Source organism: Micromonospora sp. NPDC048040 (assembly GCF_055587185.1).
The window spans coordinates 208,672-221,068 of record NZ_JBVJGT010000001.1 but is presented as its reverse complement, the minus strand read 5'-3'; the positions used below and the strand labels follow the sequence as shown (position 1 = coordinate 221,068).

At 75.4% G+C, this 12,397-nt stretch carries 8 protein-coding genes; 3 read left to right on the top strand and 5 right to left on the bottom strand.

Annotated features, from left to right (window positions below; genetic code table 11):
* Positions 1-75 precede the first annotated feature (75 nt).
* Together ACZ6O2_RS00985 and ACZ6O2_RS00980 are read left to right on the top strand one after the other, a co-directional pair.
* Positions 76-1,383: a dicarboxylate/amino acid:cation symporter gene (locus ACZ6O2_RS00985; protein ID WP_350705131.1), complete on the top strand. Its 1,308-nt coding sequence runs from the start codon at positions 76-78 to the stop codon at positions 1,381-1,383.
* A gap of 198 nt (positions 1,384-1,581) precedes the next feature.
* Positions 1,582-2,649 carry an NADH:flavin oxidoreductase/NADH oxidase gene (locus ACZ6O2_RS00980; RefSeq protein ID WP_350704948.1) on the top strand — a complete coding sequence of 356 codons (1,068 nt, stop codon included), beginning with the start codon at positions 1,582-1,584 and terminating at the stop codon, positions 2,647-2,649.
* 38 nt (positions 2,650-2,687) lie between these two features.
* Here the strand turns inward: ACZ6O2_RS00980 and ACZ6O2_RS00975 are convergent, their stop codons facing one another.
* Positions 2,688-6,233, bottom strand: coding sequence for an ATP-binding cassette domain-containing protein (locus ACZ6O2_RS00975; RefSeq protein ID WP_466021575.1), 3,546 nt, complete (start codon positions 6,231-6,233; stop codon positions 2,688-2,690).
* Between the two features lie 106 nt (positions 6,234-6,339).
* Positions 6,340-6,933 (bottom strand): TetR/AcrR family transcriptional regulator, encoded by a 594-nt coding sequence (locus ACZ6O2_RS00970; RefSeq protein WP_350704944.1) that lies wholly within the window; start codon positions 6,931-6,933, stop codon positions 6,340-6,342.
* 15 nt (positions 6,934-6,948) lie between these two features.
* Here ACZ6O2_RS00970 and ACZ6O2_RS00965 point away from each other — a divergent pair, with 15 nt between their 5' ends.
* Positions 6,949-8,235 carry an RNA-guided endonuclease InsQ/TnpB family protein gene (locus ACZ6O2_RS00965; RefSeq protein ID WP_466021574.1) on the top strand — a complete coding sequence of 429 codons (1,287 nt, stop codon included), beginning with the start codon at positions 6,949-6,951 and terminating at the stop codon, positions 8,233-8,235.
* Positions 8,236-8,290: 55 nt separating this feature from the next.
* Here ACZ6O2_RS00965 and ACZ6O2_RS00960 read toward each other — a convergent pair whose 3' ends face one another.
* The 3 genes from ACZ6O2_RS00960 to ACZ6O2_RS00950 all read right to left on the bottom strand — a co-directional run bounded on the left by ACZ6O2_RS00960 (position 8,291) and on the right by ACZ6O2_RS00950 (position 12,353).
* Positions 8,291-10,525 carry a YhgE/Pip family protein gene (locus ACZ6O2_RS00960; protein WP_466021573.1) on the bottom strand — a complete coding sequence of 745 codons (2,235 nt, stop codon included), beginning with the start codon at positions 10,523-10,525 and terminating at the stop codon, positions 8,291-8,293.
* Positions 10,522-11,397 carry an ATP-binding cassette domain-containing protein gene (locus tag ACZ6O2_RS00955; RefSeq protein WP_466021572.1) on the bottom strand — a complete coding sequence of 292 codons (876 nt, stop codon included), beginning with the start codon at positions 11,395-11,397 and terminating at the stop codon, positions 10,522-10,524. Before ACZ6O2_RS00955 ends, ACZ6O2_RS00960 begins: the two co-directional genes overlap by 4 nt.
* Before the next feature lie 116 nt (positions 11,398-11,513).
* A complete protein-coding gene (locus tag ACZ6O2_RS00950; protein WP_466021571.1) occupies positions 11,514-12,353 on the bottom strand; it encodes a GNAT family N-acetyltransferase in 840 nt (279 codons plus the stop codon).
* Positions 12,354-12,397: the final 44 nt, after the last annotated feature.

Genomic DNA, 12,397 nt, shown 5'->3' with positions numbered 1-12,397 from the left:
TCCGGCGCAGCCGCTCTCCTGACGCTGCCCCGTTCGACCCTCCAGACCCTGGGACACATCCTCATGGCTTCCGCCCTGCGCAAGATCCCCTTCTCCGTGCAGATCCTGCTCGGCCTCGTCCTCGGCGTGGCGCTCGGCTTCCTCGCCCGCGCCAACGACCTGAGCTGGCTCACCAGCACCCTCGACACCGTCGGCGGCCTCTTCGTCCAGCTACTCAAGCTGGCCGTGCCGCCGCTGGTCTTCACCGCCATCGTGGTCAGCGTCGTCAGTCTGCGGGGGGTGGCCAACGCCGCCCGGCTCGCGCTGAAGACCCTGCTCTGGTTCGGCGCCACCGCGTTGGTCGCGGTGGCCGTCGGCATCGGGCTCGGCCTGCTCACCAACCCCGGCCGCGGCGTCACCCTGGACACCGCCAGCGCCGCCGCCCCGAAGCGGACCGGCTCCTGGACCGACTTCCTCACCGGCATCGTGCCGACCAACCCGGTCGGCGCGTTCGTCGAGGGCAACGTGCTCCAGATCGTCTTCCTGGCCCTCGTCGTCGGCGCCGCGGCGCTGCTGGTCGGCGAGAAGGCCGAGCCGTTCGTGGCACTCAACCGGGCGCTGCTGGAGATCGTCCAGAAGGCGCTCTGGTGGGTCATCCGGCTCGCCCCGATCGGCACGCTCGGCCTGATCGGCAACGCCGTCGCCTCGTACGGCTGGGACCTCGTGGCCCCGCTCGCGAAGTTCACCACCGCCGTCTACGTCGGCTGCGCGATCGTGCTGTTCGTGGTCTACCCGCTGGTGCTGCTGGCCGCCGGCCGGCTCAACCCGCTGCGCTTCTTCGCCGGCGCCTGGCCCGCGATCGAGCTGGCCTTCGTCTCCCGTTCCTCGGTGGGCACGATGCCGGTGACCCAGCGCTCGGTCGAGCGGCTCGGCGTCCCCCGCGAGTACGCCTCGTTCGCGGTGCCGTTCGGCGCGACCACGAAGATGGACGGCTGCGCGGCGATCTACCCGGCCCTCGCGGCGATCTTCGTCGCCCAGGTCTTCGGGGTGGACCTCGGCGTCACCGACTACCTGCTGATCGCCTTCGTGTCGGTGGTCGGCTCGGCCGCCACCGCCGGCCTGACCGGCGCGATCGTGATGCTCACGCTGACCCTGAGCACGCTGGGCCTGCCGCTGGCCGGCGCCGGCCTGCTGCTGGCGATCGACCCGATCCTCGACATGATCCGCACCGCCACCAACGTGGCCGGTCAGGCGCTGGTGCCGACCGTCGTCGCGGCCCGCGAGGGCACGCTGGACCGGACCGCGTACGACTCGGCCGGCCGCCGCTCGCCGCTCGACCCGGCGGACGCCGACGCCGACGCCCGGTCCCGCCGGCCGGAGGACCTCAGCCCCGTCCCGGCCTGAGGACTCCTCCCGCCCGCCGACGCGGGACGCCGCTGCGGCACGGCCCCGGCGGACCACGCCCGCCACGGCCCCGGCGGACCACGCCCGCCCGCCTCGGCCCCGGCGGGACGTCCGGGCGACGTCCACCACCGACGGGCGCGTCGACGCCGAGGAGGACCTCCTGGGAGGTCCTCCTCGGCCGGTAGAGAGGATCGCGACATGAGTGTCCTGTTCACGCCGCTGGCCCTGCGCGCGGTGACCCTGCCCAACCGGATCGCCCTGGCGCCGATGTGCCAGTACACCGCCGGCCCGGACGGCCTGCCCACCGACTGGCACCTGGTGCACCTGGGCGGCCGGGCGGTCGGCGGCGCCGGCCTGGTGCTGACCGAGGCCACCGCGGTGGTGCCGGAGGGACGGATCAGCCCCCAGGACACCGGGCTCTGGTCCGGGGCGCACGTCGACGCCTGGCGGCCGGTGACCGCGTTCGTCGCGGCGCACGGCGCCGTGCCGGCGGTGCAGCTCGCGCACGCCGGGTTCAAGGCGTCGACGTACCGGCCGTGGGCGCCGCGCCGGGGCGGGGTGCCCGACGCCGAGGGCGGGTGGACGCCGGTCGGCCCCGGGTCGACGCCGTTCGTGCCCGACTACCGGGTGCCGACCGCCCTGGACGAGGCCGGGATCGCCGGCGTGGTCGAGGCGTTCGCGGCGGCGGCCGGGCGGGCGGTCGACGCCGGATTCGCCGCCGTGGAGATCCACGCCGCGCACGGCTACCTGCTGCACGAGTTCCTCTCGCCCCTGACCAACCAGCGGCGGGACGGCTGGGGCGGGGACCGGGCCGGCCGGATGCGGCTGACCCTGGAGGTGGCCCGCGCGGTCCGCGCGACGGTCGGCGAGGACGTGCCCGTGCTGACCCGGATCTCCGCCACGGACTGGGAGCCCGACGGCTGGACGGTCGAGGACAGCGTGGTGCTCGCCGGCGAGCTGGCCGGCGCCGGGGTCGACCTCGTCGACTGCTCCTCGGGCGGCGCGTCCAGCACCGCCACGATCCCCGTCGGCCCGGGCTACCAGGTGCCGCTCTCCGCCCGGGTACGCCGCGAGGCGGGCGTTGCCACCGGCGCGGTCGGCCTGATCGTCGAGCCGGAGCAGGCCGAGGAGATCGTCGCCGCCGGCGACGCCGACCTGGTCCTGCTCGGGCGCGAACTCCTGCGCGACCCGTACTGGCCGCACCGCGCCGCCGCCAAGCTCGGCGCCACCCCCACCTGGCCCGCCCAGTACACCCGCGCCCTCTGACCCCACCCCCACCCCGGGGCGGGGCCGGGGCGGGCGGGTCAGCCGGCCAGGTGGGACCAGTGCGGTTCCAGGTCGCGCCAGGGGCCCTGGGCGGCGACCGTGCCGGACAGCAGGACCACGACGTGGTCGGCCCGCACCAGGGCCGCCCGCTTCGAGGTCGAGCCCACCACGGTCACCCCGTGCTCGCGCAGGGCCTGCCAGAGCGCCAGCTCCGTGGTGACGTCCAGCGCCGAGGACACGTCGTCGGCGACCAGCAGCTCGGTACGCGGCGCGAGCGCCCGGGCCAGCGCGAGGCGCTGCAACTGCCCGCCGGAGAGCCGGGTGCCCTTGTGCCCGATCAGCAGCCCGAGCCCGCCCCCGGCCGCCGCCAGGTCGTGGTCGAGCTGGGCGGTCGACACCGCCGCGGCGGCGTCCACCTGGTGGCCCAGCGTGATGTTGTCGGCCACCGTGCCGGAGAGCACCCGGGGCAACTGGCCGACGTAGCCCACCTGGTTGGGGCGCAGGAACAGCTCCGGCTCGGTGACCGGCTCGCCGTTCCAGGTCAGCAGGCCGGTGTGCGGCGCGATGCCGGCGAGCGCCCGCAGCAGCGACGACTTGCCCGAGCCGACCGGCCCGACGACCAGCACCAACTGGCCGCGTTCCACCGTCAGGTCGACGTCGCGGACGGCCACCGTCCCGTCGGTGTGCCGGACCCCGAAGCCCGTCAGCTCCAGCCGGCTCAGCGGGCGCCGGGGCGGCACGTCCGGCGCCGGCGCGGTGCCCGCGCCGAGGTCCACGTCCGGCACCGCCGCCGAGTACGCCGCCACCCCGGTCATCGCCACCGTCCGCCGCGTCCACACCCGCGCGGAGGGGAGCTGCGAGATCAGCGACGCCGTCGTCCAGGCGAACCAGCGGGCCGCCGCCAGGGTGGCGACCGCGACCAGGGTGGCGCCGGCCGACAGCTCGCCGGCCAGGAACAGCGCCCACGCGCCGATCGGCAGCAGGCCGCTGACCAGCGACGGGGTCGACCGCGACCACACCTGCACCGCGATCTCGCGGCGTTGCCGGTCGCTGCGGACCACGTCGAGGTCGGCCAGGTGGGCCAGCACCGGCCGGGTGGCCCCGGCCAGTTTCACCGTACGGGCGGCCGACAGCGAGGAGACCAGGGCGGTGGCGAACGCGGCCCGCGCGGCGACGGTGGCCCGGGCGGAGCGTTCCAGCCGCGGCCCGAACAGCGTCGCGGCCAGCCCGGAGACCACCATCGTCCCGGCGAAGAACAGCCCCGGAACGACGCTGCCGGTCACGGCCGTCATCGCGGCCAGCAGCACGAGCGAGATCCCCTGGTCGCTCACGTTGTCGGCGAGCTGCACCACCCGCTCGGTGTCGCCGCCCTGGGCCACCACCTCCGCCGGGGTGTGCCCGCTGACCCGGCGCGGCCCGGTCTGCCCGTGCACCAGCCGCAGGCTGATCCGCAGCATCTGCCGGACCCACCACTGCGGGAACCGGTAGCCGGTGAACCAGTGCACCGGCAGGGTGACCAGCAGGGCGGCGACGATCCCCACCGCCGGCAGCCAGGGGTCCCCGACGCCGTCGACCAGGTCGGCCCAGAGCCAGGGCAGCACCGGCCCGTCCATCCCGAGGACCACCAGCAGCACGAACATCGCGAGCGAGGCCAGCCCGTACCGGGCGTCGTTGACGCACAGCCGCAGGACCTCCCGCAGCCCGCGCAGGCCCCGCAGCCCCCGGGGCGGCGCCGGGACCGTCGCCTCGGGCTCCACCGGTGCCGCCGGCGTCGGGTCACCGTCGGGCGCGGCCGGCCGCCCGACCGCCGGCTCCACCGCGTCGGGGCCGGCGGGCGGCCACGGGTCCGGCGGGCCGGGCAGCAGGTCCACCCCGCCGGACCGGGCCCCCGATCCCGCGTGCGCGTACGCGGTGGCGTGACTGCTGGCGAGCAGGTCGGCGAAGCGGGCCGACTCCCGCAGCGGGCCCGCCTCGACCACCGCCCCGTCGGCCATCACCACCACCTCGTCGCAGCGGCGTACGGACGAGAGGCGGTGCGCGATGACGATGCCGATCCGGTCGCGCAGCAGCCGCTCGGTGGCCTGTTGCACCCGCGCCTCGGTGACCGGGTCGAGACGGGCGGTGGCCTCGTCGAGGATCACCACGTGCGGGTCGCGCACCAGGATCCGGGCGAAGGCGACAAGTTGCTCCTGCCCGGCCGAGAGCACGTGCCCACCCTCGCCGAGCCGGGTCTCCAGGCCGTCGGGCAGCTCGGCGATCCAGCCCGCCAGGCCCAGCTCGTGCAGCGCCCGGGCGGCGGCGTCGCGCAGTTCCGGCTCGAACAGCGCGACGTTCTCGGCGAGGGTGCCGGCGAGGATCTCCGTGCGCTGGGGCACCACGGCGATCCACCGGCGCAACTGCTCGACGTCGAGGTCGCGCACGTCGCGGCCGGCCAGGAAGACCGTCCCCGGCGGCACGTCGACGGCCCGGGTGAGGATCTTCGCCAGGGTGGACTTGCCGGAGCCGGTCCGGCCGACGAGGGCGTACGAGCGGCCACGGGCGAAGGTCAGGTGGACGTCGCGCAGCGCGGGGCCGCGCCCGCCGTCCGGCTCGGCGCTCGGGTAGCGGAAGGTGAGGCCGCGGACCAGCAGGTCGCCCTCGGTCGGGGCGGCCCCGCCCACGGGCTCCTGCGGGGAGTTCGCCAGCAGTTGCACCCGGCCCCACGCGCCGAGGGCGTACTGGAGCTCGGGGACCATCCGGCTGACGTGCTCGACGGTCATGCCGAACCCGATCGCGAGCAGCCAGACGGCGGTGAGCCGGGCGCCGTCGACCCGGCCGGCGACCAGCGCCCAAGCGCCGCCGAGCACCACCGCGGCGATCCCGGCCAGGGTGGCGCCGGCGGCCACCGTGGTGACCCGGGCCGACATCCGCCACACGCGGACGCCCCGGTCGAGCACCTCGGCCGCCCGCCGGGCGTAGAGGCGCAGCACGTACGGCCGGGCCAGGCTGGTCCGCACGTCGTCCTGGCCGTGGACGGCCTCCTCCATCACGGCGGCGAGGTCGGACCACGCCTCCTCCTCCGCCATCCGGGCCGGGGCGATCCGCGCGGTGGGCCGGCGCAGGCCGACCGCGAGCAGCACCGTGAGCAGCAGCATCCCGACACCGGCCGGCCACCAGACCGCGAGGGCGACGACCGTCGAGAGCAGGCCCGTCGTCAGCGCCTGCGCGATCCGTACGCCCTGGTTGCGCACCGCGGCGGCGACCTGGTAGACGTCGCCGTCGATGCGGTCGAGCAGCTCGCCGACCGGAGTGGTCTCCAGGGTCGGCAGGTCCTGCCCGAACGCCACCCGACACAGCCGGCGGCGCACGTCGGCGGACCAGTCGGCGGTCAGCCCGGCCATCAGCAGGCTGACCACGAGGTCGGTGAGCACGGCGGCGACCAGCGCCACCGCCAGCAGCGCGAAGAACCCGGCGGAGCGGTGCACCAGGACGGGACCGGCCAGCGCGGCGGCGGCGGCCTGACCGCCGGCGCCGAACACGATCAGGCAGGTCACGACCGCCATGCGGCGGGGCGAGGTGACCCACAGGTCCCGGAGCAGACGCATCGGAGCCCCTTCGGGAAGGCGGTGGGGAGACGTCCAGCCTGCTCGGTGGGGGTGTCCGGTTCAACGCATTTACGGCCCGCCCGGGGCGCGGGGCGGGGGCGCCGGGTCAGGTCCGGGCGACCCGGCGGACGATGCCGAGCAGCGCCTCCTCGACGTCCTCGATCGGCCGGTCCGGCTGGAACACCAGCCAGTCCACCGCCACCACCAGCCCGACGCCGAACAGCGCGGACGAGGCGGTCCGCACGTCCAGGTCCGCGGGCAGGTCGCCGACGGCCACCCCGGCCCGGACCGTCTCGGCGATCACCTCGATCGCCTCGCCGCGCAGCAGCCGCAGCGTCTGCTGCCACTCCCGGTTCGTCCGCCACATCTCCGAGAGCAGGAGCTGCGCGAAGGCCCGGTACCGCCGGATGTACTCCAGTTCGGCGCGCACCAGCGCGGCCAGCGCCTCGCGCGGCGGCAGCCCGGCCACGGCGGCCCGGAACTCGGCGGTGAGCAGGCCGATCCCGTGCCGGAGCAGCTCCTCGAAGAGCACCGTCTTGGACTCGAAGTTGTAGTAGACGGTGCCCTTGGCCACCCCGGCGCGGGCCGCGATGTCGTCCACGGTGGTCGCCGAGAAGCCCTGTTCGGCGATGAGCTCCACGGCCGCCTCGAAGAGGCGCTGGCGGGTGTCCTCCCGCCGCCGCGACCGTCCGTCCGTCACCGGATTACCGCCAGGATGCCCCGTCCTTCAGGGCGGGGAGGAATGGCGGACGTGTCGTCAACCACGATCGTCCTTTCTGGTAAGACTGGTCCTGTGCGGACGGCGTACAGGTGTCGGGCATACCCGACCCCGGAGCAGGCGGCGGTGCTGAACCGCACGTTCGGGTGTGTACGCGTCGTCTGGAACCGCACCCTCGCCGCCCGTCACGCCCGCTGGCACACCGAACGGAAGTCCATCTCCTATGCGGAGACGGATCGGGCGCTGACGGAGATGAAGAAGCAGCCCGATCTGGCGTTCCTGGGTGAGGTGTCGTCGGTGCCGTTGCAGCAGACCCTGCGCCACCAGCACACCGCCATGACCGCGTTCTTCCAAAAACGAGCCCGGTACCCGCGCTACAAGTCGCGGCACGGCCGCCAGTCCGCCAGTTTCACCCGGTCGGCGTTCCGGATGCGTAACGGGAACCTGACGCTGGGAAAGGCACCGGGTGTGCTGCGGTTCGTGTGGTCGTGGCCAGGCGTCGACCCGGCGGGGCTGAATCCGACGATGGTGACGGTGTCGCGTGACCCGGACGGCCGCTGGTTCGTGACCTTCGCCGTCGACATCGACACACCCACCGCACCCGAACGCACCGGCGAGGCGGTGGGCGTGGACCTCGGCCTGACCGACTTCGCGGTGCTGTCCACCGGCGAACACATCCCGCATCCGAAACATATGGAGCGGCACGAACGCCGACTCAAGCGGTATCAGCGGATGATGGCCCGCCGACAGAAGGGCTCGGCCAACCGCGCCAAAGCCAAACGGAAGGTCGCCCGGGCGCATTCGCGGGTGCGCGACGCGCGCCGGGACTTCCTCCACCAGCAGTCCACCGCCCTGGTGCGCCGGTTCGCCGCCATCGCCGTGGAGGACCTCGCGGTGGCGAACATGGTCCGCAACCGTTCTCTGGCCAAGTCCATCTCGCGTACTGGCTGGGCCGAGTTCCGCACTCTGCTCGCCTACAAGGCGCACCGCGACGGCCGTACCCTCGCGGTGGTGGATCGCTGGTACCCGTCGTCGAAGACGTGTTCGGCGTGCGGGCATCTGCTCGCCCAGCTTTCCCTCAGCACACGCCACTGGGTGTGTCCGGGTTGCGGCACCCGGCATGACCGGGACGTCAACGCCGCACAGAACATTGCCGTCGCGGCCGGGCTGGTCGAGACGCAAAGCGCCTGCGGAGCGGACGTCAGACACGAAGGACCTCCTTCCGTGCGGTCTGCGGTGAACCAGGAACCCCAACCCGCGAGGGTGGGAATCCGCCGCCTTTAGGCGGGGGAGAATGTCAATGGCCCTCCCCGTCCGCACCTCCGGCCCGTCAGCATCCTCACATGGACAGCTCGGGGTGCAGCGTGGCCGGGGTCAGGCGGCGCGCCCGGTGGGCGGTGACCACGGTGAGCGCGAGCGCCGCCGCGCCGAAGCCGGCCAGCACCAGCGCCCCCGTGCCGACCGGCCCAACCGATCCGCCGTTGACGGTGTGCCGCAGGGCCGTGACCACGTAGGTCATCGGCAGCCAGGGGTGGATCGCCTGGAAGAAGCCCGGTGAGGTCTGCACCGGATAGGTGCCGCCGGACGAGGTGAGCTGGAGCATCAGCAGGGCCAGCGCGGCGAGCCGGCCGGCGGGCCCGAGCAGCGCGCCGAGCCACTGCACGATCGCGGTGAAGGAGAGCGCGGCCAGCGCGAGCAGGCCGAGGGTGGCCGCCGGGCGCGCCGGGTCGAGGTCGAGCGCGAGGGTCACCACCGCGAAGAGCACCCCGGCCTGGGCCAGCCCGATCGCCGCGGCGGGCAGCCAGCCCGCCAGCGCCACCCGCCAGGCGGGTGCGCCGGACATCACGTGCCGCCGGTTGACCGGCCGCAACAGCATGTACGTGATCATCGCGCCGACCCAGAGGGCCAGCCCGAGGAAGTACGGGGCGAAGCCCACGCCGTACGCGCCGGCGGCGTTGCGGGCGGTGCGGTCCAGCGAGACCGGGTCGCCGAGGACGGCGGCGCGGGCCTCCGCGTCGGCGTACCCGGGGATCCTCTCCTCCCCCTCGGCGAGGCCGTCGGCCAGGTCGCCGGCGCCGCCGCCCAGCCGGGTCAGGCCGGCCGCGAGGTCGCCCGCGCCGCTCTCCAGCCGGGTGAGGCCGTCGGCGAGCCGCTCGCCACCGGTGCTGAGCCGGTGCAGGCCGCCGTCGAGTTCCCGGGCGCCGGTGGCCAGCCGGAACAGCCCGCCGCGCAGCTCGCCGGCACCGGTGGCCGCCGTGCCGAGGCCGTCGCGCAGCTTGGCGCTGCCCTCGGCGAGGGTGCCCAGCCCGGTGGCCAGCTCGTTGACCTTGGCCTGGGCGGCGGCGACGTCGTCGGCCAGGTGGGGCGCCCCGGCGGCGATCTCCCGGGCGGTGGCGGCGACCCTGGTCATCCGGTTCTCCAGAGCGGTCAGGTCGGCGTCGTCCAGCGTGCCGGCCACGGCGCGGGCCGCCTCGACGGTGGCCTTCGCGGCCGTACGGGCGGCCACCACGCTGGCATCGTCGGCGAGTTCGGGGTGCGCGGCGACCAGCGCGGCGAGCCGGTCGCGGACCTGCTCGGCCTGGCTGACCGCCTCCTGTGCCCGCCGGGGCAGGGCGTCCAGCCCGTCGGCGAGCGCCTGCGCCCCCTCGGCGATCGCCGTGGCCGACTCCTCGATCCGCTTCGCGTTCTCCCTCAGCACCGGCTCGATCCGGCCGGCAGCGCCGTTGACCCTGTCCGCCACCGCGCGGGTCTGCGTCGCGGCGCGGGCGGTGCCGTCGGCGAGCTGCACCGCCCCGGTACGCAGTTCGCCGAGCCCGGCGGCGAGTTCGTCGGCGCCCTTCGCGGTCTTGTCGAGCCCCGCCGAGAGGCTGCCCGCCCCGGTCGCGGACGCGTCCAGCCCGTCCGCGATCTGGCCCGCGCCGTCCCGCGACGTGCCCAGCCCGTCGGCTACCTTGCCCGCCCCGGTGGTGGAGGAGTCGAGCCCGTCGGCGAGCTTCGCGGCTCCGTCGGCCGCCCGGCCGGTCTCGGCCTTGGCGTCGGTGAAGCCCACGAGCATCTTCTCGAAGTAGTTCCCGGCGGCGCTCTGCGCGGCGGCGGCCCGGATCTCGCTGAACGCCGTGCGGGCCAGCAGCCCGGAGAGGTAGTTGGTGGCGTCGTCGTTGACCACCCGCAGCTCCCCCCGCCGGGCGGGCCGGTCGGGCTCCGGGCTGTCCGCCAGGCTGGCGGAGAAGTCCTCCGGGATCGCGAAGACCAGGTGGTAGCGGCCGCTGCGCAGGCCGGCGGCGGCGTCCCCGGCGTCGGTGACGTGCCAGCCGAAGACCCGCCGGTCGAGCAGCTCGTCGGCGAGGTCCTGCCCCGCGTGCACGACCGTGCCGTCACTCGCGGTGGCGGGGCGGTCGGCGTTGACCAGCGCCACCGGGATGCGGTCCAGCTTGGCGTACGGGTCCCAGAAGGCGTAGAGGTAGAGCGCCCCGTAGAGCAGCGGGACGACGGTGAGCACGGCGAGCGCGGCGCGGGGCAGCCGGCCCCGGGTCAGCCGGCGCAGCTCGAACCGGGCGAGTCGGAAGACGCTCATCGGGCCACCTCGACGGTCTCGGTCGGATCGGTCTCGTCTCCCGGACCAGCGGCGGCGGGCGATCCGGCCGCCACCTCGGACGATCCAGCCGCCTCGGACGGCCCGGCCACCTCGGACGATCCGGCCGCCTCGGACGATCCGGCCGCCGCCTCGGTCGGCCGGGCTTCGGCCTCGGGCGACCCGGCCGCCGCCTCGTCGGGGGGTGACGGCGCGGCCGGCGGGTCACCGAGGCGGTGCACGATCGCGGGGCTGTCCGCCTCGACCGCGCGGGCGCTGGCGACCACCGCGTAGCCCTGGTCGGCCAGGCGGGCGAGCGTCGCCCAGAGCCGGGCGCGTTCCGGGGCGTCGCAACCGGCGTCCACGTCGTCGGCGACGATCAGCCGGGGCCCGCCCAGGGTGGCCAGGACCAGGCCGAGCACCTGCCGTTCCAGCGGGGTGAGGTCGCGCCCCCGGGTGTCCGGGTCGAAGGGCGCCTCCCCGGTGAACCCGGCCCCGGCGATCGCGGCGGCGAAGGCGTCCCGCCGGTACGCCCGGCGCGCCCGCAGCGCGGCGACCGGCACCAGCTGCCGCCGGCGGCGGGGCACCGGCCCGAGCAGCAGCAGCCGCTCCCGGACATGCTCGGCGACGGTCAGCGCGGGGTCGGGCTCGTGCACGCCGGCGACCTGCCCCAGCGCGGCGGGGCCGTGCCGGGTCAGCCGTCCCTCGCTGGTCGGGAAGCGGCCCGCCAGGGCGAGCAGCAGCGAGGTGCGTCCGCTGCCGGGCGGGCCGGTCACCGCGTGCAGTTCGCCCGCGGCGGCGGTCAGGTCGACGTCCCGGAACACCCACCCCCGTCGGGTACGCAACCCCAGCCCGCGCGCTTCGACGACCACCATCCGACCCGGCCCACCTTCTTGAACTGACTGGTCAGTGCAAAAACATGCCCAGCCTAGCCCCGACCGTCCGGTTCGGCACTCCTCGCCGGGGTGATCCGGGCCATGCCCGGGAGCGTTCAGAAGAGCACGGTGGCGAGCGTGCCGACCGGGCGGAAGCCGCAGCGCTCGTAGACCCGGCGGGCCGGCAGGTTGAAGTCGTTGACATAGAGGCTCACGGTCGGGGCGACCCGCAGCAGCGCGTCGCGCACCACGGCCGCCATCGCCGCCGTCGCGATGCCCCTGCCCCGCCACTCGGGGGCCACCCAGACCCCCTGCACCTGGGCGGTCCGGCGGGTCACCACCGCCAGCTCGGCCTTGAACACCACCTGACCGTCGTCGAACCGCGCGTACGCCCGCCCGGCCCGGACCAGTTCGGTGACCCGCCGCCGGTAGCCGCGCCCGCCGTCGTCGGCGAGCGGCGAGACGCCCACCTCCTCGGTGTACATGGCCACCGCCGCCGGGAAGAGCCGGTCGATCTCCCCGCCGCGCACCAGCCGCACCTCCGGGTCCGCCCGCAGCGCCGGCAGCGCGTCGGTGGCCAGCAGCGGCTGGTTGGGGCGTACGTCCCGGGCCGGCCCCCAGACGCCGGAGAGCCGGTCCCAGAGGCCGAGCACGGCGTCGGCCCGGCCCACGATCGACGAGCAGAGCCGCTCCTCGCCGGCGAGCAGGTCGGCGTAGGCGGCGACGGCCGGCTCGGTGGCGAGGACGGGGGTGAGGTTGCCGCCCAGCCAGCAGACGGACTCCAGGTGGCGGCGGGTGCCGTAGCCCAGCACCCGGCCCTCGGCGCGCCACCAGGCCAGGCCGCGCGCGGCGATCCGCTCCGCGACCTGCGCGCCCGCGAACGGGTCGAGATCGAGCAGCCGCTCGACAGCGCGGCGCTCCGACTCCCCGAGTTGCCGTACCGGCACCGTCAGCACGGATACCAGCCTGCCAGATCCGCCCCCCGCCGCGCCGGTCGAGT